This is a genomic window from Rahnella sp. BIGb0603 (assembly GCF_024808755.1).
In the GTDB taxonomy this organism is placed as follows: Bacteria; Pseudomonadota; Gammaproteobacteria; order Enterobacterales; family Enterobacteriaceae; genus Rahnella; species Rahnella contaminans.
The window spans coordinates 32,978-56,896 of the sequence record NZ_JANUEX010000002.1 but is presented as its reverse complement, the minus strand read 5'-3'; the positions used below and the strand labels follow the sequence as shown (position 1 = coordinate 56,896).

Here is a 23,919-nt window from a genome sequence, read left to right as displayed (position 1 = left end):
TTTAATGTGACGAGATAAAATCCGAAGGCGTGACCGGGGCAGGTAAAGAAAAATTCTGCCTCATTCGCTCAACTTCGTTTACCGGCGTCAGCCCGAATAAACGTTTAAATTCGCGGCTGAACTGAGAAACGCTTTCGTAACCCACCTGCACACCCGCTGCTGAAGCCGTGAGATTATTGCGTAACATCAGTAATCTGGCCTGATGCAGACGGGTGGATTTCAGATACTGCATCGGCGACGTATCGGTAATGCTTTTGAAATGACTGTGGAAAGTCGGCAGGCTCATTCCCGCCTCTTTCGCCAGCGCATTCACATCCAGATGCGTAGCGTATTCTGTATGCAACTTTCGCAGCGCCTTCATCACTTTGCCGAACTGCCCCTGCATCCTCAGCGCACTGCGCAGCGCGCCGCCCTGCACACCGGTCATCACGCGATAATACAGTTCACGCAGCATCGCCTTTCCCAGAATTTCTGCATCCTGCGGGCACGCCATTATCTGTAAAAAACGCAATACGGACGCGCGCATAGCTTCATCCATCGGGCTGGACACCATACTTTTTGGCGATTCCACCGGTTGATACGGATATGCTTCCAGCTGCAACAAAATATCTGCCGCCAGGCTGAAATCTAGCCGCATGTAAATCGCCAGCATCGGCTCATCTTCACTGGCATCGGTTTCCATGGTAAACGGCACGGGCACCGCAACCATCAGATAATGCTGCGCATCATACAAATAGACATCATTCCCGAGAAATCCCCGTTTTCTTCCCTGCACCACAATCACAATTCCCGGCTCATATAAAACCGGCGTGCGCATCAGCGGGCGGTTCGAACGCAGAAAACGCACGTCGGGCAGAGACGTGAGATTGTAGCCCTCCCGCGGCGTCAGCTTATCGAGAAGCGCAACCATCTGACACGTGGTTGCGGATAATGGGATTGTCATGTTTCCCCCGGAGGTGAACAGAAAAGTCACAACAGTGTGGCAGCGGGCGATATTCCCGTCCAGACGTCTCATAGGATCAGGCAAACATTCGAGAGGATCCGGGCTACGGATTTAACACCCCGCGCCCTACTCTGGTTTCCCGTTACTGAGGAGCATTTTATGAGCCATTCAAAACTCTTTTTTATTACCGGCGTCAGCAGCGGCTTTGGCCGTGCGCTGGCAGAAGAAGCGCTGAAAGCCGGTCACCGTGTCGCAGGGACTTTGCGAAACCAGCAGGCCAAAGAAGAATTCGACGCAATTGCCCCCGGGCGAAGCTTTGGACATATCCACGACGTGACTGATTTTGCCGGCATTTCGGCGCTGGCGGATACCATTGAAAGCGAAACCGGCCCTGTCGATATCCTCGTCAATAATGCCGGATACGGACATGAAGGAATTATGGAAGAATCGCCGCTCAGCGAGGCGTTACACCAGTTTGACGTTAACGTGTTTGGCGCGGTGGCCGTAATCAAAGCGTTTCTGCCTTACTTTCGTGCCCGCCGCCGCGGCCATATTCTCAATATCACGTCCATGGGCGGCTTTATTACGATGCCGGGGATCAGCTATTACTGCGGCAGTAAGTTTGCATTGCAGGGGATTTCCGAGACGCTGACCAAAGAGCTGAAACCTTTTAATATTGCCGTCACCGCCATTCAGCCGGGATCTTTTCGTACCGACTGGGCGGGACGTTCAATGGTGCGTTCACCTCGAAGCATTCCGGATTATGACGACACTTTCGGCCCGATCCGCGACACACGTGAAAAACGCAGCGGCCATCAGCCCGGCGATCCGCTGAAAGCCGCTGCGGCCATTTTGTCGCTGATTGACAGCCCCGCGCCACCGGCCTCATTGCTGCTGGGCAGCGATGCTGTCACGTATGTGAGGGAAAAACTGCTACAGATGAATGCGGATATTGATGCGTGGGAAACGCTCAGTCGCTCAACCGATGGCTGAAAAACCTTTTTCAGAATTCCCGATAAACGCATTTCCATCAGACTGCGCTATTCTGTTCAGACATTGAAAACAATCCTGCCTGCGGGCGGGATTTTCGTCTGAATAACAATCGGGTAAAAAATGAACGACATTTCTAACGAAGATAAAAAACCCAGCTGCGATTCAGTAATCAACAGCGTTGCCTACCGTGACGGCAAGCGGTTGCAGGATGTCACCGTCGAAGACATCAGCGAAGTGCTGAAAGAGCCGGACACCTTTGTGTGGCTCGGTTTGTGGCAGCCGGAAGATGCGTACATGCGCAGTATTCAGGAGGAATTCGGGCTGCATGACCTGGCGATTGAAGATGCGCTGACCGCCCATCAGCGGCCGAAAATCGAGCAGTACGGCGAGTCGCTGTTTATTGTCACGCACACCGCGCAAAAGGTGAATGAAACGATCGAGTATGGCGAAACGCATCTGTTTCTCGGCAAAAATTTCCTGATCACCATCCGCCACGGCGCGTCGTCAAGCTACAAGCAAATCCGCAAACACGCCGAAGAACGCCCGGACATGATGAGCAAGGGACCGGCTTACGCGCTGTATTGCGTGCTCGATTCCATCGTTGATAACTATCTGGAAATTCTGCACCGCTACACCGAAGAGTTCGACGCCATCGAAAAGCTGATGTTCCAGAACACGTTTAACCAGCAAGCCGTGCAGCAGGTGTATAAACTGCGCCGCGATCTGCTCTCGCTGCGCAACGCCGCCGTGCCGATGGAGGATATCTGTAACCAGCTCAGCCACCATTATGAAGAACTGATGCCGAAAAGCCTGCGTGCCTATGTGCGTGACGTGCAGGATCACGCGAATCAGGTGATCCGTACCACCGACGATATGCGCGAAATGCTCTCGAACGCCATGCACGTGAATCTGGCGCTGGTGTCGGTGCATCAGAATGAAGTGGTGCAACGTCTCGCGGGCTGGGGGGCAATTCTGGCGATCCCGACCGTGGTATTCAGCCTGTACGGCATGAACTTTAAAAACATGCCGGAGCTGGACGACTGGTGGGGATATCCGGTCACGCTGGGTGTCACGATCGCCGGTTGTGCATGGTTATACTGGAAACTCAAAAAATCGGGCTGGCTCTGATATTATCACCTGAAGCCACACGTTAATTAACATGCGAATAACAGAAGTCGCTGTTATTCGCTCTCTTTAATTATCCTGACAAATTTACCGCAGACTTATTCTATTTCCCCTTCCCTCTGTGCGTTATTTCCTTATATACTCGTTCGCATCTTTCCTTCCGGAAATAACCTTAATATGTCAGTGCGCTCCGCGATTTCACAGTTTATGCATTCACTGCGCTTGCCCGGCAAGCGGATCAGTGCGTTGCTGTTCGCCTTGTGCTGGCTGCTGTTGAATTCTCAGCTGGCCCTCGCCAGCCATCAGTGCGACATGCGCCCGCCGGTGGAAAACACCACGATGTCGCACAATGAATATATGCAAATGCCTGATTCACCTGAGCATATGCAAAGTCAGTCAGTGCTGTGTGAAAAGCACTGCGTACCGGAAAGAACCCAGACAGACAACGGAAATGTGCCCATTTTAGCGCTTCCGGTTGTCCCGGCACTCGCCGTCATTACCCTCGATGCCAGCGTGGCGGTCACCACCGCCGACTGGGTGGCTCCACAAGTCACAGCCCCGCCTGCTGAAGTTCAGTTCTGCCGATACCGGGAATAGCCCCTGCTGTCAGAGGATGCATCTCCTTGCATCTGAATAATCTTATTTATCTGCCGTAATAACGGCTTTTATCTGATATGACAGTATTGGAGTTATTCCCATGCGTACAATTTTAAATAGTTTTGTCTTTAGTCTTTTCTTTATTTCCGCTTATTCCTTTGCAGAAACGATGCAAATGGATGGCCACACTATGGCGATGGAAAACGTTCAGACCTATGAATCTGAAGGTGTGATCACGCAATGGCAATCCGACCGCGTGGGAATTTCTCATCACGCCATTCCTGCCCTTAAATGGCCCGCCATGACCATGAATTTCCGGTTACCACCGGAAATCGCCGCGAACTCCCTGCCCGCCGGTACGCCGGTGGCGTTCAGCTTTGTCAAAACGGACACGGCTTATCAGTTGCAGACACTGACACCGCTGAAACGCTAACCGGGAGAAACACCATGTTGAATTTACCGCGTCACCCTTGGGTGACGTGGCACTGGCTGCTGGCTTTTATGCCGGTCAGCGCCTTTGCCACACCCGTTTCTCTTCCGCAGGCGCTGGTGGCCGCGCAGGGATATTCGGCTGAGCTTTCTGCCAACCGCCATCAGATTAACGCGCTGGAAAACCGGGCGGATTCCGCCATGCAATTGCCGGATCCGAAGCTGAAATTCGGGATTGAAAACCTGCCCGTCGGCGGCAGTAACGACCAGCGTTTCACCCGCGAAGGCATGACCATGGAGCGGATTGGCATCATGCAGGATTACGTGAGCAGCAGTAAGCGCGAGCGTAAGGCCGGTACATTGCGCGCCGAATCCCGGCAGGCGGCGGCGAACGGCCAGAGCATTCGTGCTCAGCTACAGCGCGATACAGCGCAGGCCTGGATGGAACTGGCCATTGGCAATGAAACCGTAAAGCAGCTGAAGGCGCTGGTGGATGAAAGTCAGCGGCAAATTGGCGTGCAGCGCGGCGGCGTCAGCAGTGGCAGCGCCTTGCCTGCGTCGGTGCTCGACGCACGTCTGACGCTCCTCAGCATGCAGGACAAACTCACCGAAGCCGGACGCGACGTGCAGCTGGCACGCACACGGCTGAGCCAGCTGACCGGCATCGATCAGCCCGAAATTCTCGGTGCCATTCCACCGGTCAGCGAACTGCCCGCCGAAGCCACACAGGCCGACAGCATCAGCCAGCATCCTGAAATTCTCCAGGCGCGGCGCGAGGCGGAAGTGGCGCAGGCAAAATCGTCAGAATCAGCGATTGCAGCACTGCCGGATATCGGCGTTGAAGTCTATTACGGTCGCCGCGCCGACAATTATGACGACCTCGCGGGCGTGATGGTCACCGTTGATTTGCCGCTGTTTACCGCATCACGTCAGGACAAAGATCACGCCGCCGATCAGTCGATGGCTATGGAAAGTAATGACCGGCTGGCGCAGCTCATCCGCACGCATCAGGCGCAACTGACCACGCTGCTCGCGCAATATCAGGCGGCCAATACCCTGTGGCAGCGGCAGAAAAATGATGTTGTTCCGCTGCAACAACAACGCGTCAGCGTGATTCAGGCGCAATACCGCGCCGGAAAAAGCAGCCTGAATGACGTACTGGAAGCCCGCCGCAGCCTGCTCGACAGCCAGATTACCCAGCGGAATGCCGAACTGGACGTCGCCCGCTATTGGGTCGCCCTGCGCTATCTGGCACCTCAGGAGAACAACTGATGACTACCGTTAAAACTTACAGCCTGCTGGCGCTTTGCGTCGCGGCCGCGCTGGCCGTGGGTTACCAGGCCGGACGCCATAATGCGCCTGCTGAATCAAAAACGGCGACTGCGACTGCCGGACGAAAAGTGTTGTACTGGTACGACCCGATGACGCCGGATCAGCGTTTTGATAAACCGGGCAAATCGCCGTTTATGGATATGGATCTGATGCCCCGTTACGCCGACGAAGTGGCCAACGACGGCGGCGTCACGGTCAGCGCCCGTCAGCAGCAGAATCTCGGAATGCGCAGCGCGAAAGTTGAGCGCCGCGTCATTTCCTCCCCGCTGAATGTTTACGGCACGGTCACAGCCGACGAACGCAGCCTGCGCACGGTGGCAGCCCGCGCAGGCGGTCTGGTGGAAAAACTCTACGTTGCCGCCAGCCAGCAACAGGTGAAAAAAGGTCAGAAACTGGCGACGTTGTGGATCCCCGACTGGACCGCCGCGCAGCAGGAATATCTGGCGGTGCGTCAGCTCGGTGACCGCAGCCTGAGCGCCGCCGCCCGCCAGCGTCTGGCACTGCAATTTATGCCGGAGGATATTCTCAGACGTATCGATAAAACCGGCCAGCCACAGACGCGCATTGACGTCGTGGCACCGGAAGACGGTTATCTCAGCCAGCTGAGTGTGCGCGAAGGCGCGCAGGTGGCCGCCGCGCAGCCGTTGTTTGAGCTGACCAGCCTGAAACAGGTGTGGATTGTGATGGATTATCCGCCGTCCGCCGCCGGGCAGGTTCAGGTCGGCAGCCGGGTCAGCGGCAACAGCGACAGCCAGCCGGGCGACGTATTTCGCGGCGTGGTCAGTGAATTACTGCCCGACGCCGACGCCGTCAACCGCACGCTGAAAGCCCGCGTGGTGATTGATAATCCGCAGCAAAAGCTGCGCCCCGGCATGTATCTCACCCTGACGCTGGATGCACCGGCACAAACGCCGGTGCTGGCAATCCCGCAGGAAGCGCTGATTCAGACCGGCACCCGCAATACCGTGCTGCTCGACGACGGCAACGGGCATTTCACGCCGCAGACGGTCACCGCAGGGGCAACGCGCGACGGCTGGACGCAAATCCTTTCCGGCCTCAGCGAAGGCCAATCTGTCGTGACCTCCGGCCAGTTCCTGATTGATTCAGAAGCCAGCCTGCGCAGCGCGCTCCCCGCCGCTGCCGGTGCTGAAACCACGCCAGACGCGCATCAGCACGGGAGCCATTTATGATTGCCACCGTGATCCGCTGGTCGCTGCGCAACCGGCTTCTGGTGCTGCTCGCCGCCCTGATGATGGCGGGCTGGGGCATCTGGTCTTTACAAAAAGCCCCGCTCGACGCCCTGCCGGATCTCTCCGACGTACAGGTGATCGTGCGCGTCAGTTATCCGGGCAAAGCGCCGCAAATCATTGAAGATCAGGTGACGTATCCGCTGACCACCACTTTGCTGTCGGTGCCCGGCGCGAAAACCGTGCGCGGCTTTTCGATGTTCGGCGATGCCTACGTTTATGTGCTGTTTGATGACGGCACTGAGCCGTACTGGGCGCGTTCCCGCGTACTGGAATACCTCAGTCAGGTGCAGTCCTCGCTGCCACCGGGTGCAAAAGCATCGCTGGGGCCAGATGCCACCGGCGTCGGCTGGATTTATGAATACGCACTGGTCGATAAAACCGGTAAACACAGCCTGGAACAGCTGCGGGCGTTACAGGACTGGACGTTGCGTTACGACCTCAAAACGGTGCCCAACGTTTCTGAAGTTGCCAGCATCGGCGGCATGGTGCGACAGTATCAGGTGGTCGCCGACCCGCAGCGGATGCGCGCACGCGGCGTGACGCATCAGCAACTGGTCAGCGCCCTGCAAAGCGCTAATCAGGAAAGCAGCGGATCGCTTCTGGAAATGGGCGAAGCCGAATATATGGTGCGCACCTCCGGTTACCTGAAAAGTCTGGGCGATTTCAACAACGTGGTCGTGGCCGTTAACAGCGGAATTCCTGTGCTGCTTTCTGACGTCGCGACAGTGCGCACCGGCCCGGAACTGCGGCGCGGCGTAGCGGAACTCAACGGCGAAGGCGAAGTGGCGGGCGGCGTTATCGTCATGCGCTCGGGAAAAAATGCGCTGGAAACCCTGAAAGCGGTAAAAGTTCGCCTGAACGCCCTGGCCCGCACGCTGCCCGCCGGTGTGGAAATCGTGCCGGTGTATGACCGTCAGCCGCTGATCGAACACGCCGTCGAAACGCTGTCGCACAAACTGGTGGAAGAGTTCATCGTCGTGGCGGTGGTCTGCGCACTGTTTCTGTTCCACTTCCGCTCGGCGCTGGTGGCGATCATTACGCTGCCTCTCGGCATTCTCGGCGCGTTTATCGTCATGCATTATCAGGGCGTCAGCGCCAATATTATGTCGCTCGGCGGCATTGCGATTGCCATCGGTGCGATGGTGGACGCCGCAATCGTAATGATTGAAAACATGCACAAAGTGCTCGAACAATGGCGGCATGATCATCCCGGCCAGAAGCCGACATCCGCGGATTACTGGCAGGTTTCTGAACGGGCTGCCATCGAAGTCGGGCCTGCACTGTTTTGCAGTTTGCTGATCATCACGCTGTCGTTTATTCCAGTGTTTTCGCTCGAAGCGCAGGAAGGCCGGATGTTCTCGCCGCTGGCGTTTACCAAAACCTACGCCATGGCCGTTTCCGCCGGCCTTGGGATCACGCTGGTACCGGTGCTGATGGGCTATTTTATTCGCGGCAAAATCCCGGATGAAAATGCCAGCCCGATCAACCGCTGGCTCATCAGCGCTTACCAGCCGGTGCTTTCTGCGGTGCTGAAACGCCCGAAAACCACGCTGGTATGCAGCGGCCTGTTTTTGCTGGTATCGCTTTATCCGCTGTCAAAACTGGGCAGTGAATTTATGCCGCCGCTCGACGAAGGCGATTTGCTGTATATGCCGTCCACGCTGCCGGGGATTTCCGCCCGCGAAGCGTCGAGATTATTACAGCAAACCGACCGGCTGATCAAAACCGTGCCGGAAGTCGCCAGCGTGTTTGGCAAGGCCGGACGCGCCGACAGCGCCACCGACCCCGCGCCGCTGACCATGATTGAAACCACGATCCGCTTCAAACCGCGCGACCAGTGGCGGCCCGGCATGACGCCCGACAAACTGGTGACGGAGCTGGATAACGCGGTGAAATTACCGGGCATTGCCAACGTCTGGGTGCCACCCATTCGCAACCGGCTGGACATGCTGGCGACCGGCATTAAAAGCCCGGTGGGCATTAAGGTGAACGGTAATAATATCGCGCAAATTGAGCAGGTGGCGCAGCAAATCGAGCATATCGTGAAGCAGGTTCCCGGCGTGACGTCGGCGCTGGCCGAGCGTCTCGAGGGCGGCCGCTACGTGGACATCGACATCAACCGGCGTGCAGCTGCGCGTTACGGTGTCACGGTTGCCGAATTGCAGTCGCTGGTTTCAACGCTGGTCGGGGGCGAAAATATCGGTGAAACGCTGGAAGGCCGCGAACGGTATCCGATCAACCTGCGTTATCCGCGTGAACTGCGTGACAACGTGCAGGCGCTGCGTGATCTGCCGGTGCTGACCGCGTCCGGCGCCCAGGTGCCACTGTCAGCGCTGGCTTCGGTCAATGTCACCGACGGGCCGCCGATGCTGAAAAGTGAAAACGCGCGCTTGTCAGACTGGATTTATGTCGATTTGCGCGGACGTGACCTGAAATCTGCGGTGGAAGATATGCAGCAGGCGGTGAATCAGCAGGTGAAATTACCGGAAGGCGTCACCGTCAGCTGGTCGGGGCAATTTGAGTATCTGGAACGTGCGACGGCAAAGCTGAAAATCGTCCTGCCGGTCACGCTTCTCATCATTTTTGTCCTGCTCTATGTCACTTTCAGCAGCGTGCGCGATGCGGCACTGATCATGGCGACGCTGCCGTTTGCGCTGACCGGCGGGATCTGGCTGCTGTATCTGCTTAATTACAATCTCTCCGTCGCCGCCGCCGTCGGCTTTATCGCGCTGGCCGGCGTCGCCGCTGAGTTCGGCGTAATTATGGTGCTGTATCTGAATCAGGCCGTGCAGCGCCAGCAAAAATCCGGCCAGTCGCTGACCGAGGAAGAACTCTGTGACGCTATCCACCACGGCGCGGTTCTGCGCGTCCGGCCAAAAGCCATGACAGTTGCGACGATTATGGCGGGATTACTGCCGATTATGTGGGGCGGCGGCACCGGTTCAGAAGTCATGCAACGTATCGCTGCGCCGATGATTGGGGGGATGCTGAGCGCACCCTTGCTGTCGATGCTGGTGATCCCGGCGGTGTATTTGCTGGCGCACAGGAGGCGGAATTAGCACTTGCAGTGCAGGCCTGGTCGAGAAAGTTTCGGTTTTTCAGTTGCACTGAAAGCTGATCGAGAAAATTTCGGTTTTTCATGTGCAGTGCTCACCTGACGCACTGCGCCAAAACCGCCCAAAGGAGGAAAGTGCTTTTCCTCCTTTGGATTCCTCCTCGCTTTTTTACTTCGCGCTTCGCGCTTCGCCCGCTGGCCATGTTTCAGTTACCTCTGTGACAGGCTGGAAATCTTGCCGCTGCGCGGTGCCTTCATTTCGGGATTTCAGCCTCAGGTCTGCAACCTCTCATTCAGCAAGCTTTCTGAAACGCCCGCAGGATCTTAAATTCAAAAAAATGATGATTTTAGTCTTTTAGAAAAGTTGATTGGCGCGCTCAAAATTCAGCTGAACGGAGCGGCTTCGAGACCTATGGCTCGAAGACCGAGAGAAGGCAGTGCGAAGCACCTGGATTTGCGCCACTCACCAATGTGCCGGAACATGTCCATCGTCCCGGCGATAGCGCGCAGTGAGGAAGCGGGAGTCCAGAGGGCGCGCGCTTACGCGTCCTCTGGGCCAGTTTGGGCGGCGAGCCCAAGGTGTTGAATTTGAATTCAAATTTGAAGTTGAAGTTGAAGTTGAAGTTAAAACGGCAAGTGGGACCGTAATCCCACCCCGGTCACTCCTCTAACGGAGCAGCCCTCTCCGCCGGTTTTTCCAAAATCATCGTCTGAGTCTGACTGAGACTGATCCCCGCTGCACGCAGCATTTTGAGGATTTCATACAACAAATCACTCCGCGTCCCGCTCACAATGCGCGGGCTGCTCACGTAGCCGGTCACGCTCAGGATGATGCCGGTCGGTCCCAGTTCTTTAAAGCTGACGGACGCCGCAGGCGTATCGAGGATTTGTTCGTGCGCGTTGTAAGCGTCGAGCAGCAAACTGCGTACCTGTTCCGGGTCGATGTCGAGCGGGAATGTCAGCGCGATGGTCGCCACGCCCTGCGCGTTACCCATAGTGGCGTTACGCACGTTCTGAGAAATCAGCTGGGAGTTCGGCACAATCACGGTGGATTTATCGCTGAGCTGGATTTCAGTCGCACGGACGTTGATCCGGCGGATATCCCCTTCCACGCCGCTGATGCTGATTAAGTCGCCCACTTTCACCGGACGCTCGGTCAGCAGGATCAGGCCGGAGATAAAGTTCTTCACAATCTCCTGCAGGCCAAAACCGATACCGACCGACAAGGCGCTCACGATCCACGCCAGTTTGTTCCATTCGATACCCAGTGACGACAGCGTCAGCAGGATGATCAGTACGTAACCGACGTTGGTAAACAGCGTCACCAGAGAGGCGCGCATCCCGCGATCCATCATAGTTTTCGGCAGGAAATCATTATCCAGCCAGCGACGTGCGGAACGCAGGACGTACCACCCGATCACCAGACACAGCACCGCGTTTACCGCGTGCGCCGGAATAATGTTGACCCCTTCGAGACCTTTACCGCCCCAGATATCGACAATTTTCGCCAGCAATTCCAGCGGTGTCGTGGAGCCGAACGTCCCGTTGAGCAGTGCAACGGCGGCAAACAACAGCAGCGCAGTTTTCCCGATGGCCGAGAACAGCGTGGCCGCCAGCGACAGATGGCGGTCATTGACGCTCAGGGTGCTTTTGATGATTTTGCCGCTGTGCGTACCCGGCGCGAACAGGCTTTCGAAGAAATCCACCACGAAGTGGATCAGCAGATACAGGCAGCTCAGCACCAGCCCAATCCACAGCAGTTCGAAGGTGACGAAACGCGCCAGCGGGATATAACCAATCAGCAGCGCGAGCATGATAACGACAGCGGTAATGCTGATCACCAGATGGATCAACCCGGCCAGCGTGGAGCGGGCCTCGGTTTGCTCGCCGTCGGCTTTCATTTTGCGACGCATTCTGTTGACGCGAACCGGCGCAATCAGGCAGTTCAGCGCCACCAGTAACGCAGCCAGACCGTTACCGAATAACGTTGCGGCAACGCTGGCACCGACCAGGTTATTCAGTTGCTCGATGATGCCGAACAGGAAAATAAAGGTCGCCAGCAGCACCGGAAACGAGGCCAGCGTTTTGGCCAGCGGATCGGCAATGCCCGGCAAGCGCCAGGACGGATGGTTGTTCGACAGCAGCGCAATCCCCAGCCCGGCAATCAGCGCGGAGAAGTACGTCAGCTCGACCAGCTGTTCGGCGAACTCATTCACCCACGCGGAGGTATCCGGCAGACGGGTAAAGATGTAGCCGATGAGCTGAACGCTGAAACCCAGCGTGAGGGTGGTGCTCAGCGTGGTGAAACAGGCGAGGAAACTGCGGCGGAAGCGGCCCTGCGGCAACCAGCGCGGCAGGATCCAGTTCATCGGTTTATCCAGCACGCGGCGGCCAAAAATGCCCAGTACCAGTGCCAGCAGGAGATAAATGCCCGAGCCGGCGCGCCATTCCGGGCTCCACGCCTGCGTCCAGGCATCGCTCACCTGCGAGCCAAAATCGCTGAAGCGTGTAGAATCGTCATCGTTAGGCTTGAACAACGGTGCCCAGAAATTCCCGCCCAGAATGCTGCCGGTGTTCAGGGCAATCTGGGTTTTCAGCGCGTCACGGCGCAGCCCGGAAATCTGTGAAGACAGGTTCCGCGCGCCCACGCCGATGGCTTTGGTCTGTTCAATCTGCGTGGTGAGAAGGGTTTTGCTGTTGTTGAGTTTATTACGCTGGCTGATCACCTGAGGCGTTTCGGTCAGCGTACCTGGCGCAGGCGCGGGGCCAAGGACATCGAGCTGTGCCTGAACCTGCGTCAGATCGGGCGCGAGCGCCGCCGCCAGTTTATCGGCGTCTTCGGCCAGTGCCTGCGCGGCATCGGTCAGGCCGGTGAATTTTTTGTCGGTTTTCGCCGAAGAGACCTGCTGTTTCAGCTGATCCAGACGTTTTTGCAACGCCGGTAGCGCGGTGCTGGCGTTAACTTTGACCGGCTGTTCGGTGGCAGATCGACCGGTGCTGTCATCGGCCTGACTCAGCGCAGGCGTTAACAGCAGACATGACAACAATGCCAGTAACAAAAACGGCACTCTAAACATTTTTTGCATAGAAGGATGGTTCCGGGAGCTCGTTATTTTTTACGAAACAAAAGTGTTTTAGATGAACGGCGTAAGAATACCCTTTCCTGTTAAGAAGAATAGTAGGGATTGTCTGTTTATGTTGCCGTCAGGCCGCGCCGGGCTGCACGTTCAGACGCGCAGCCCGGCGGGAGATTCAGGGTTTCGCACCCAGCATCTGTCGCAAGATTGCCGCCGAGTCTGCCGGTTGCAGTGCAAGAATACCGGAATACAGGCTGATGGAAATCTCGCAAACTTTCTCGCGATCGACGTCCGGCTTGGTCAGGTCGCTGAACATCTGCAACTGCTCGCCGTACATGTTGCCCAGTGCCTCACGCACCGGGGCCATCATGGCGATCACGCGTTCAGTGCTGACCGCTGCGGGTTGTTCAGTCTGCCCGCTGCCGGTCGCCAGAAGCAGGTCATTCATGGTATTGAGATCTTTTTGGAACAGTTCCGGCGGCAGAACCTGCGCGGTATTAATACCACCGCTGACCTGCGGATACAGGAACTTAAAGCAGCTGCCGTCCTTGCGCGCCTGCAAGGTTTGCATCTCTTCCAGATTCACCTGCATCGCCTCATTCACGTTGGCATCCGGCGCATGGCTGATGCGCTGTGTCAGCAACACGGAGACCATCGGTTTCACCGTATTAATGGCGTCCTGCTGCGATTTACCTTCTTTGCGAAGCTTGAGAATATTGCTGCGAATCTGCGCATAGAGCGCCGGTTCCTGCGATTTTATCGTGGTGTAAAGCGGCAGTTCAGCCAGCGCCTGATCGACCTTTTGCTCTTCACTGTTGCTGACAAGATGCGGCTTTACGACCGCGCTCCACAGCAGATTGCCACCGATAAACAGCACCAGAAACACGATCACCGCAGGCACACGGCTCAGAACGCCTTTTTTATGCAGCAGGCCGATCAGTAAGCCTGTTACGACGGCACTGACGCCCCACACCACCCCTTCAGTCCAGTTCATTCCTGTTCCTTTTTATAAACGGTTAAAGACCGATTTGTGCGACTGCATCACGGCTGGCGTCGGCGCGCTCCTGCCCGTGCAGTTCTTTCAGTTTGCCCTGACGCATTTCCAGCAAACGATCGGCGTGTTCAAAATAGTGGTCATCGTGGCTGATTGCCAGCACGGTTTTGCCCATATCGCGCAATTGTGGCAGCAGTTCGCGGTAGAACGTCCGGCGGAATTGCGGATCCTGATCTGCCGCCCATTCGTCGAGCAGCAGGAAGTCGCGCCCTTCGGCCGCCGCCAGCAGTAAGGCCACGCGTTTTCGCTGTCCGGCGGAAAGCTGAAGGTTGGTCACTTCGTTGCCGGTGAACTGAAGTTTTTCTTTCATATTCAGGCGTTGCAGCCAGTCTTCCACCAGCAGCGGATCCGGCTGTTTGCCCTCCGGGCCGATAAGCTGGCCGAACAGGTGGAAATCGGTAAAGACCGCCGAGAAAAGCTGGCGATACTGTTCGGCGTTTTCCGCCGTGACCGGCACACCGTCCAGCAGGATTTGCCCGGAGCGCGGCTGATACAGCCCGGTCAGCAACATCGCCAGGGTGGATTTTCCGCTGCCGTTACCGCCAATCAGGAAGACCAGCTCGCCACGGGAAATCCGGAGGTTCAGCGGCCCGATACCAAAACCCGCCCCTTCTTCTTTTCCGGCATAGCTGAACGTCAGGTCACGCAACTCCAGCGTCTGCCAGTTTTTCGCAGCAACCGCAGGCGTGAATGCGTCATGGTGTTCGGCCAGTTTCAGCGCTTTCAGTTTGCCAAAAGCCACCTGCGCGCTGAGCAGCGTCGGCAATGCGCCCACGGCCTGCAACATCGGCGTACGCAGAAACAGCAGCGTCAGCGAATAGGTCGCAGCGACGTCCGTATTCGACCAGCCGAGCGTGTTCGCCATGAAAAACACCAGGCCAATCGCGCCCAGCATCATAATATTCGACCAGTTCACGGCGCTGAGATGGAAGGTATCGGCGCGGATAATATGATGGCGGTATTCTTCGGCGTCCTTGCGGTAGACGTCATCAAACAGATGGCGCGCACGTTCGCGGTTCAGCGCCAGCTCTTTGCGCCCTTCAATCACTTTCTGGTAATCCGTTTGCAGCTTGTCTTCGGCATCACGCACTTTCGCCAAATGGCGGTAAACGTGTGAGACCAGTTTGAAACCACCGAAAATGGTGATCAGCAGCCAGATAACGGTGACCAGCAGCATTTCCGGGGAAAGCCAGGCCAGATAGCCCGCACAGCCGATGGTCAGAATGATGCCCTGCACCAGTTCCGGTAAACGCACGAAGGCCAGCGTGATATTGCGGATGTCGCTGCCGAGGCTGGCGAGCAGTTGCGCATTACCGATTTGCTCGATGCGTTCGATGTCCGTATCCAGAATACGTTTGATGAATTGCCCGCGCAGGCGGTAGATAAAGTGGTGCCCGAGCACGGTGAGCGCCAGCTGAGAGCCGAGGGTAACAGCCATCAGCAGCAGTAATAATCCGAGAAACTGCGGCAAAACCATCAGGGAACCCTGCGTAGTTTCAATCAATTTAAGATTGATGAACGCGATCAGGCCGATGCCCAGTACGGCGCTGAGCAGACTCAGCGCCATTACGCCTAAAAACGGCCAGCGATATTGTTTAAATACAACGCGTAACAACTCCATGAATTGGTCTCATTCTGAATGCAGGGGAATAATGCTGCACGCAGTTTAATGACACACCTTGTCATATCAAGAACAATTCTCATTTTAGGCGCGGTTCCGGCTTCATTCCGAAATAAAAGCCGCAGACAAGAAAAAAGCTGACAGCCTGCCTGACGCTTCCTAAACTGAGCTAATGGATAAAGAACAAGAACTTCGCCGAAGTAAACGTAACGCGCTCGGGCTGCTGCTGATTGCCGCCGCCCTGTTTGTCATCACCCTTTTCCTGCCGCCTAACTTCTGGGTTTCCGGCCTGAAAGCCATTTCCGAAGCCGCGATGGTCGGTGCAATGGCGGACTGGTTCGCCGTGGTGGCCCTGTTTCGCCGCGTGCCGGTGCCGTTTGTGGCGTCACACACGGCCATTATTCCCAGGAACAAAGACAAAATTGCCGACAATCTGGCGGTGTTTGTGCAGGAAAAATTCCTTGCGCCCGCGACGCTCATCAATCTTATCCGCCAGCACGATCCGGCGCGGATGCTCACGGACTGGCTGAACGCCCCGGACAACGCACAGCGTTTCGCGAAATACGCGGTGAAGATGATCCGCGGTTTTCTCGATGTCACGGACGATCAGCGCATCGCGCAACTTATCCGCCGCGCGCTTTACCGCGTCATTGATAAAATTGACCTGTCCGCGTCGGTTGCCACACTGCTGGAAAGCCTGACCAAAGGCGGCCGCCATCAGCAACTGCTGGATCAGGCGATGGATCAGCTGGAAATCCTGCTGGCAAAAGACAGCACGCGGCAGTTTATTTCCGCGCAAATTGTCGGCTGGATGAAACGCGAACATCCGCTGACCGCCAAACTTCTGCCCACCGGCTGGCTGGGGCGAAACGGTGCCGATCTGGTGTCGAACGCGGTGAATTCGGTGCTCGATGATATGGGCAATGACAAAACCCATGCTTTCCGCAAAGGCTTCGACCGTTCGGTACAGAACTTTATCTGGAAGCTGCAAAACGACCCGGAAACCGCGCAGAAAGCCGAAGAGATTAAGCAGTATCTGAAAGATGACGAGAAGCTGAATGTTTACGTGTTGCAGTTGTGGGGCGACATGCGTAACTGGCTGAAAGAAGATCTGGAAAGCGAAGATTCGCGGGTATTTGCGAAAGTCACTGAATCCGGCCAGTGGCTGGGAAACGCGCTGGCGCAGGACGAGAAATTGCGCTCTTCGCTGAATCAGCAAATGGAAACCATCGCAGAGAAAATGGCACCGGACTTCGCGCAATTCCTGACACGTCACATCAGCGACACGGTAAAAGGCTGGGATCCGCGGGATATGTCGCGGCAAATCGAGCTCAATATCGGGAAGGATTTACAGTTTATCCGCATCAACGGCACGCTGGTCGGTGCGTTTATCGGGCTGGCGTTGTATCTGCTGTCGCAGCTGCCGGTGGCAATCCCGTGGGTGATGGCGCGGATTTAGGGTCAAAATCAGCGCGTAAAAAAGGCCGGATAACCGGCCTTTTTACTTTGCGTAACCTTATTTCACGGTTTTACTGAACGCGTCGACGGCCAGAATCGCATTCGCGACATCTTCGGCAGACAAGTTGCGGTTAAGGTTGCCGAGGGTATCGCCCTCGCCGCCTGCCAGCGCACCGATTTTCACCAGACTGGCGAACGATTCGTTTTCCAGATGCATCTCTTTAAGCGTGGTCGGCATTTTGATGGAACGGTAGAAACGCACATACCGCGCGATTTCTTCGTCCGGACGCTGCTCAAGCACCATCTGTGTCAGCGTGCCATACGCCACCTTTTCACCGTGCGTCAGGTGGTGAATGTCACCGGAAATCGCCGTGAAGCCGTTATGGATGGCGTGCGCACCTGCCAGACCGGCGTTTTCAAAACCGAGACCGGAAAGCAGCGTGTTGGCTTCCACGACGGCTTCCACGGCCGGTGTCACCAGTTTCTGCTCAACCGCCGTGTACGCGCTGTAACCGTACGTCAGCAGCGTTTTCTCACAGGCTTCGGCAATCGCCATACCGGCAATTGTCGGGTCACCGCCGACCATGGATTGCGAATGAGAACGCAGCACCGCCTGCGCTTCCACAAAGGTCGCCAGACCGTCGGCAATGCCGGAAGCAAACAGACGAACCGGTGCCTGTGCGCAAACGTGGGTATCGACCAGCACCAGATCCGGGTTTTTGTGGTAGAAACGGTAGGATTCAAAAACGCCGTTGTCAGAATAAATCACCGACAGCGCACTGCACGGCGCATCCGTAGACGCCACGGTCGGCACAATTACCACATTCTGTTTCAGTTCATCGGCAATGGCTTTGACGGTATCGAGCGTTTTACCCCCGCCGAGACCGACCACGACGTGTGTTCCAGCCTTACGGGCAATTTCCGCCAGACGGGTAATCTCGCTGGCAGAGGCTTCACCGTTAAAACGTTCGAAATGGAATTCAACCTGGGCTTTTTTAAGCGACGATTTCACGCGATCGCCGATAATTCCCCAAACGACATCATCAGCTATCAGAAATGATTTTCCGCCTAACGCAGGCAGATAATCACCCAACTCATCCAGAACACCGCTGCCCTGAACGTATTTTCCTGGCGAAGAGAAGATAAATTTACTCATGATAAAAACCTCTTTTCGTTGATAATGATCCGTGGATAACTTCCCTGAGGGTACCCCAGCAGGTTGTAAAGCCCAACCCTTTTAATTCACATTAACAGCATGACTCGCAAAGAAATTTTATCTTTCATAAGGTTGAACCTTTCGCCACGCAAGATAGCCATCCGATGAATTAATCACCAGAAATGACTATTCAGATAGGCAATCAAAAATCCTAACTAAGTTAGGTTTTAACTATTGAATGCATAAACAACACCAACTTTCACTTATCAATCTTTTCCGTAGAATGCATTGCATTGGCAGCACGTCGTAAGCAGTGGTTATAAGCCAGCTCGCTGTTCGCCATCCCGTTAATATTTTTTTGATTAATAAGGAACTGACAGCATGTATAACTTCCAACGTTACAACGCCAAAGAACTGGCCCTGGCCTACATGAGCGGCAAATCACACGATTTCTCGCCACAAGAATTCTTACAACAGTTGAAAGAGATCGAGAGATCCTTCGACGCGGCGCTGAAAAATCCTCAGCAACAACCGCAAAACGGAATGCTGGTGAAGGCGTTTTGATTGCCATCTTGGCCTTCAGCAGTTGAGTACCGTGCGTTACCCTTGCTTTACCCTTTGAAGTATTTTGCAAGTTCCTGTGTCTGGTTCACCTGCAAATGACAGATAAACAGAAAAGTAAGAAAGCAAAAGCCCCGACGAATCGGGGCTTTTTGTTTTTTGATCTTTCGATCCTCAAAATCCTTCAAGTGGCAGGCAGGCGGCAAGCGAGTGAGCTGATATACGTCAGTGATTCGGGTGAACGACGGCAGCCGACACCCCTGCGGCCTGAAGGACGAAGAAGATTATTTCGTCATCTGACGGTCATCGATATATTTGCGTTTATCCGGCGCTGGCGGGAAATACTGATACAGCCAGGTTTCCGACAACGCTTTCTGGCCGGAACGCAGGAACATGCGCAGTTCAACCGGCGCGACGGAATCGCTGTCCGGATACCAGTCGAACAGGATCCGGTAACCGTCGAACGGTTGCACATACAAAATTTCGATGTTTTTGATCTTACCCGCCGAGACGTTAATCACCGGCTCGATGCCTTTATCGGCAAAGGCTTTCAGCTCGCCGCCGACAAAATCAATGGCGAAACGACGCGCCCAGACTTGCGGATAATTCTCGCCCGGTGCCCAGCCTTCAGGGAAACCGCCCATACCGGTGCGGGTCGCCAGTACGTTAGCCATCGGGCTGCGGTGCGGTGGCTCGCCACTCCAGTAAAGTTTGTAGCTGAAATTGAATTCAGAACCGGCCTTCACCGGGGTTTCCGGCTGCCAGAAGCAAACGACGTTATCGAGCGTTTCGCCGGTGGTCGGGATTTCCATCAGATTGACGGCCCCTTTCCCCCAGTTTCCGACCGGTTCCACCCACAGGCTCGGTCGTTTGTTATACCAGCCAATCACGTCCTGATAATTATTGAACTCATGGTCGAGCTGCAACAGGCCAAATCCTTTCGGATTGTTATCGCTGTAGGCGTTAAATTGCAGACGCTGCGGGTTATTCAGCGGACGGCAAATCCATTCGCCGGTGCCGGTCCACATTTGCAGGCGGTCAGAGTCGTGGATCTGCGGATGAATCGTGTCGCAGCGCCCACGTTCGTTGGTGCCACAGCTGAACATGCTGGTCATCGGAGAGATACCCAGCTGTTTGATGTCCTCACGGGCATGGAGGTGGTTTTCGATTTCCATCACGACGCGGGTCGGTTCGCAGTGGATCACGAATTTATAGGCACCGGTAATGCTCATGCCGTCCAGCAGCGCATACACAGTAAAGGTGGTATCGCCGGGTTTCGGCGTATCAAACCAGAAAGCGGTGAAATCCGGGAACTCTTCCGGCTGGTCGGTGAAGGTATCCACCGCCACGCCGCGCGCTGACAGGCCGTACTGATAAGTGTCGTCTACCGCACGGAAGTAGCTGGCACCCAGGAATGACACCACGTCGCGGCGCGTCAGTTCCGGGGCTTTGTTGACTTTGAAACCGGCGAACCCGAGATTCGAGAAGCCTTCCAGCTGTTTGGTATCAACACCGGCGTCGTGATAATTGAACAACTCCGGGCGGAAATGAATTTCGCGCGCAAGATGTTTCACCGGATCGACAGAGTACATGCGCACACGGCGGCGGAACCCCATGCCGACGTGGAATAATTCGACGTCAAGCTGGCGGTCCGGCAGGCCATTCCACAGGGAATGCGCGTGATCGTACTGAATGGCGTTGTAAGCCTGCGGCGTCAGTTCAGCCAGCGTTTTAGGCAAAGGTTGCGGCGCGCCACCATAGGGCTTATCCGCGAGATCTTTCGCCATTTTCTTCAGCGCATTGAAATCAAACGGCAATTCGCCGCCGTCTGCCACATTCGCCTCTGCCGCTTCTGCGGAACGGGTGAACAGTGTGGACATAGCCGGCACACCACACCAGGCGGCGAATGCCATTGATGCTTTAATAAATGCTCTTCGTTCCATGCCAGAATCGTTTCCTGTACTGGGCAAAAAAATCTGGGGACTACGTCACAAAAACGCAGTCCCCGCGTATTCAAAATTTTCGACCCCAAGGCTAACGTAAAATTCACAAGCCGAGTACCAGAAATTGAAAGCATTCAGCTAATATTTTACTTGAAAAAGTCAACGCATATGACTGCGCTCATTCCCCGCGTGACAGGGGCTGAGAGGTTTTTTGGAAAGAAGGGATTGCGCGGTAATGGTTCCCCTGATGGCGTGGCTAACGCTGAGCGGACTTTAGGAGCATTCTGTTACCAGTAAGTTGCACAGCACTGCGTGACAGTGTCACTCATCGATTTCCTACATTGCCTCAGAGATGTTATAAATTTGTGAAGCTTTGATGCCTCACACCGGAGTTAACGCATGTCAGATGATCCTATCCAGCAGAAAGCACGGGCACTTTTCGTTCAGCTCACCGGCGGGATTTCACTTCCCTGCCCGCTTCATATTGAGGGTGCAGGGAATTTGCCTTCCTATTATCCGGTCACACCGCTAATCACCGCGTCAGTGGCGCTAGCCGGAATGACTTTGTCGCGATTACTGGCGATAAAACATGGCGAGTATGAAACGGTTACCGTTAACCGGCGGCTGGCGTCGCTTTGGTGCAAAACGAGTATTAAACCAGAAGGTTGGGAAATCCCGCCGGCGTGGGACAGTCTGGCAGGCGACTACGCCACGGCCGATGGCTGGATCCGTCTGCATACCAATGCACCTGCGCACCGCAAAGTGGTGGAATCCCTGTTTGGAAAAGCGGTAAGTCGCGAAATTCTTGCACAGCAGGTGATGACCTGGAAAAAGGCAGAACTGGAGCAGGCGGTGGTACAGGCGGGGGGATGCGCCGCGCAGATGCTCAGACCGGATGAGTGGCAGCAGCATATGCAGGGTAAATCCCTGCACAATGAGCCGTTATTTCAACGCGCATTGACGTCGCCAGCAGCAATTCCTCAATGGGCGTTATCTCGCGAAAAGCCGCTGGCTGGTATAAGAATTCTCGACCTGACACGGATTATTGCCGGGCCCGTCGCCACGCGTTTTCTGGCCGGACTGGGCGCCGATGTGTTGCGTATCGATCCTTACGGCTGGGATGAAACCAGTCAGGAAGCCGATGTCACGTTGGGGAAACACTGTGCGCGGCTGAACCTGCATAACCCTCAGGACAGGCATCGTTTCGAGGAATTATTGCGTGATGCAGATGTGGTCGTGCACGGCTATCGTGCCGGTGCGCTGCATAAACTCGGCTATGGCAGCGAGCAGCGTCGTGCCATGGCGCCGGGTCTGGTGGATGTTTGCCTCAATGCCTACGGGTGGAGCGGTCCCTGGCGAGAGCGGCGCGGTTTCGACAGTCTGGTGCAGATGAGTTGCGGTATTGCCCAACAGGGAATGGCACTTTCAGGCAGCAACAAACCGGTGCCGCTGCCGGTACAGGCGCTCGATCATTCCACCGGATATCTGATGGCAGCAGCGGTGTTGCAAGGTTTAGCACAGCGTGTGGAAACCGGTCAGGGCAGCGAAACCCGTCTGTCACTGGCACGTACTGCCTCAGAACTTATGGCCGGTGGTGCATCCGCGCCCCAACACGAACCGCTGATTGGATCCGCAGAACAAACAGACTTCTCAGCACAAGCGGAAATCACAGTCTGGGGAAATGCCCGGCGTTTACTTGCGCCCGTCTGGCTGGAAAACACGACAATGTACTGGCATTTACCGGCGTCGCCGCTCGGTTCAGGTGCAGCCAGCTGGCAGTCAGACCCGCAGGAAAAATGAATTTAGAAATGAAAATATGTCAGTTTGTTGCTTGTGACTGATCAGGTAAGTTAATCAACCTTTACAATCTTTTGAGCGATAACGGAATTCTATGCACCCACTGCTTCAGCACGATCTGGATACCCTGCCTGAAATCCTGCGTCAGGCCTGCGACACGGCGGTTTCTTTCCTCGAAACGCTGCCGGAGCGTTCCACCTGCCCGCCCGCCAGCGCGCAAAATCTGCAAGATGAAGACGACCGGTTACCGGAAAGTGGCATCGGCGCGCAGGCCGCGCTGACGCATTTCTGGAACCGGTACGCCAGCGGAATGTCTGCCAGTGCGGGCCCGCGTTATTTCGGTTTTGTGACCGGCGGCGGCACGCCCGCAGCACTGGCCGCTGACTGGCTGGTCAGCACGGTGGATCAGAATGCGCAACTGAATTTCGACACCATTGCTCCGGCCATTGAACTGGCAACCGTTGCACAACTGAAACAACTGTTCGGTCTTCCGGAGTCGCTGTGCGGTACGTTTGTCAGTGGCGCGACGATGGCAAACTTTGTCAGCATGGCGATTGCCCGTCAGTGGCTCGGCGAACAGCGGGGAATTGATGTCGCACAGCAGGGTTTGGCTGCGCTCGGCCCGGTGCGGGTGCTTTCTGCTTCTGCCCATTCCAGCAGTGTGAAAGCCCTGAGTATGCTGGGTCTGGGTCGCGATGCGCTGGTTAGCGTCGCCACATTACCGGGCACCGAAGCTATCGATCCCGCTGCACTGGAGCAAATACTGTTAAGCGCCCCTTCGGTGCCGACGATGGTGCTCGCCAGCGCAGGGACGGTAAACACCGTGGCGTTTGATGATTTGCCTGCGCTGCTGAAATTGCGTGAAAAATACGATTTCTGGCTGCATGTGGATGCCGCATTTGGCGGCGTGGCGGCGGCATCAAAGCGTTATGCGCCGCTGCTTGCAGGCTGGGAGCAGGCCGATTCAGTGACCATTGATGCGCATAAATGGCTGAACGTTCCCTATGACAGCGCGCTTCAGTTCACGCAGCAAAAGCACCTGGCTCTTCAGGTTCAGGTGTTCCAGAATCATTCGCCCTATCTGGCGCTGCCTGCTGTCCGCCCTGACAATTATCTGCATCTGACACCCGAAAACTCACGGCGTTTTCGTGCGCTGCCGGTCTGGATGGCGCTGAAAGCCTATGGTCGTGACGGTCTGGCAGAAGTCGTGGATCGTAATGTCGCGCTGGCCAGACTGCTCGGTGAGCAGCTGACAAACACGCCCGGATTTACCCTGCTCGCACCCGTGAATCTGAATGTGGTGTGCTTCGCGCTGGATACCACTGACAGTACACCGCGGGCCCTTGAGCAGCGTAATCAGTTTCTGAAATTACTGGATAATGCGGGCGTGGTACGCTGTACCGCCACGTCACTTAATGGAAAGCCTGGCATGCGCGCTGCGCTGGTAAACTGGATGACCCGTGAATCGGATATTCGTCTGGCACTGGATTCCCTGAAAGCCTGCCGCGCAGAGGTTTGAGGCGTTCCT

Annotated in this window: 17 protein-coding genes; 11 read left to right on the top strand and 6 right to left on the bottom strand. The window is 55.9% G+C overall.

Annotation, left to right across the window (positions count from 1 at the left end):
- Nucleotide 1: 1 nt before the first annotated feature.
- Nucleotides 2–943 carry an AraC family transcriptional regulator gene (locus M2403_RS05460; RefSeq protein WP_259228688.1) on the bottom strand — a complete coding sequence of 314 codons (942 nt, stop codon included), beginning with the start codon at nucleotides 941–943 and terminating at the stop codon, nucleotides 2–4.
- 159 nt (nucleotides 944–1,102) lie between these two features.
- On the opposite strand from M2403_RS05460, the gene M2403_RS05455 reads away from it, so the two are divergent.
- The 7 genes from M2403_RS05455 to M2403_RS05425 all read left to right on the top strand — a co-directional run bounded on the left by M2403_RS05455 (nucleotide 1,103) and on the right by M2403_RS05425 (nucleotide 9,728).
- Complete coding sequence (locus tag M2403_RS05455; protein WP_259228687.1) at nucleotides 1,103–1,936, top strand: oxidoreductase; 834 nt, start codon at nucleotides 1,103–1,105, stop codon at nucleotides 1,934–1,936.
- A 120-nt stretch (nucleotides 1,937–2,056) separates the two neighbouring features.
- A complete protein-coding gene (corA, locus tag M2403_RS05450) occupies nucleotides 2,057–3,064 on the top strand; it encodes a magnesium/cobalt transporter CorA (RefSeq protein ID WP_152326052.1) in 1,008 nt (335 codons plus the stop codon).
- A 174-nt stretch (nucleotides 3,065–3,238) separates the two neighbouring features.
- On the top strand, nucleotides 3,239–3,658 hold the full coding sequence (locus M2403_RS05445) for a hypothetical protein (RefSeq protein WP_165057292.1): 420 nt from the start codon (nucleotides 3,239–3,241) through the stop codon (nucleotides 3,656–3,658).
- 175 nt (nucleotides 3,659–3,833) lie between these two features.
- Nucleotides 3,834–4,091: a copper-binding protein gene (locus tag M2403_RS05440; protein WP_259228686.1), complete on the top strand. Its 258-nt coding sequence runs from the start codon at nucleotides 3,834–3,836 to the stop codon at nucleotides 4,089–4,091.
- Between the two features lie 14 nt (nucleotides 4,092–4,105).
- Entirely contained in the window at nucleotides 4,106–5,359 is a 1,254-nt protein-coding gene (locus M2403_RS05435; protein ID WP_259228685.1) for a TolC family protein, read from the top strand.
- A complete protein-coding gene (locus M2403_RS05430) occupies nucleotides 5,359–6,609 on the top strand; it encodes an efflux RND transporter periplasmic adaptor subunit (RefSeq protein WP_259228684.1) in 1,251 nt (416 codons plus the stop codon). The genes M2403_RS05435 and M2403_RS05430 overlap by 1 nt, the downstream gene beginning before the upstream one ends.
- A complete protein-coding gene (locus tag M2403_RS05425) occupies nucleotides 6,606–9,728 on the top strand; it encodes an efflux RND transporter permease subunit (protein WP_259228683.1) in 3,123 nt (1,040 codons plus the stop codon). Before M2403_RS05430 ends, M2403_RS05425 begins: the two co-directional genes overlap by 4 nt.
- A 655-nt stretch (nucleotides 9,729–10,383) precedes the next feature.
- Here M2403_RS05425 and M2403_RS05420 read toward each other — a convergent pair.
- The 3 genes from M2403_RS05420 to M2403_RS05410 all read right to left on the bottom strand — a co-directional run bounded on the left by M2403_RS05420 (nucleotide 10,384) and on the right by M2403_RS05410 (nucleotide 15,476).
- Entirely contained in the window at nucleotides 10,384–12,810 is a 2,427-nt protein-coding gene (locus tag M2403_RS05420; RefSeq protein ID WP_259228682.1) for a DUF3772 domain-containing protein, read from the bottom strand.
- Nucleotides 12,811–12,976: 166 nt separating this feature from the next.
- On the bottom strand, nucleotides 12,977–13,795 hold the full coding sequence (locus tag M2403_RS05415) for a hypothetical protein (RefSeq protein WP_259228681.1): 819 nt from the start codon (nucleotides 13,793–13,795) through the stop codon (nucleotides 12,977–12,979).
- 22 nt (nucleotides 13,796–13,817) lie between these two features.
- On the bottom strand, nucleotides 13,818–15,476 hold the full coding sequence (locus M2403_RS05410) for a multidrug ABC transporter permease/ATP-binding protein (RefSeq protein WP_152326045.1): 1,659 nt from the start codon (nucleotides 15,474–15,476) through the stop codon (nucleotides 13,818–13,820).
- A 172-nt stretch (nucleotides 15,477–15,648) separates the two neighbouring features.
- On the opposite strand from M2403_RS05410, the gene M2403_RS05405 reads away from it, so the two are divergent.
- Entirely contained in the window at nucleotides 15,649–16,935 is a 1,287-nt protein-coding gene (locus tag M2403_RS05405) for a DUF445 domain-containing protein (protein ID WP_152326044.1), read from the top strand.
- Nucleotides 16,936–16,992: 57 nt separating this feature from the next.
- Here the strand turns inward: M2403_RS05405 and M2403_RS05400 are convergent, their stop codons facing one another.
- A complete protein-coding gene (locus M2403_RS05400) occupies nucleotides 16,993–18,090 on the bottom strand; it encodes a glycerol dehydrogenase (RefSeq protein ID WP_259228680.1) in 1,098 nt (365 codons plus the stop codon).
- A gap of 381 nt (nucleotides 18,091–18,471) precedes the next feature.
- On the opposite strand from M2403_RS05400, the gene M2403_RS05395 reads away from it, so the two are divergent.
- The gene (locus M2403_RS05395; protein WP_152326042.1) at nucleotides 18,472–18,654 is read left to right on the top strand and encodes a hypothetical protein; all 183 of its coding nucleotides are present in this window, start codon (nucleotides 18,472–18,474) and stop codon (nucleotides 18,652–18,654) included.
- A 281-nt stretch (nucleotides 18,655–18,935) separates the two neighbouring features.
- On the opposite strand, the gene M2403_RS05390 is transcribed toward M2403_RS05395, so the two are convergent.
- Nucleotides 18,936–20,594 (bottom strand): glucan biosynthesis protein D, encoded by a 1,659-nt coding sequence (locus M2403_RS05390; protein ID WP_152326041.1) that lies wholly within the window; start codon nucleotides 20,592–20,594, stop codon nucleotides 18,936–18,938.
- Between the two features lie 399 nt (nucleotides 20,595–20,993).
- Here M2403_RS05390 and M2403_RS05385 point away from each other — a divergent pair, with 399 nt between their 5' ends.
- Together M2403_RS05385 and M2403_RS05380 are read left to right on the top strand one after the other, a co-directional pair.
- Nucleotides 20,994–22,394 (top strand): CoA transferase, encoded by a 1,401-nt coding sequence (locus M2403_RS05385; RefSeq protein ID WP_259228679.1) that lies wholly within the window; start codon nucleotides 20,994–20,996, stop codon nucleotides 22,392–22,394.
- A gap of 91 nt (nucleotides 22,395–22,485) precedes the next feature.
- Nucleotides 22,486–23,910, top strand: a complete 1,425-nt coding sequence (locus tag M2403_RS05380; RefSeq protein WP_259228678.1) for a pyridoxal-dependent decarboxylase — start codon at nucleotides 22,486–22,488, stop codon at nucleotides 23,908–23,910.
- Nucleotides 23,911–23,919 lie beyond the last annotated feature (9 nt).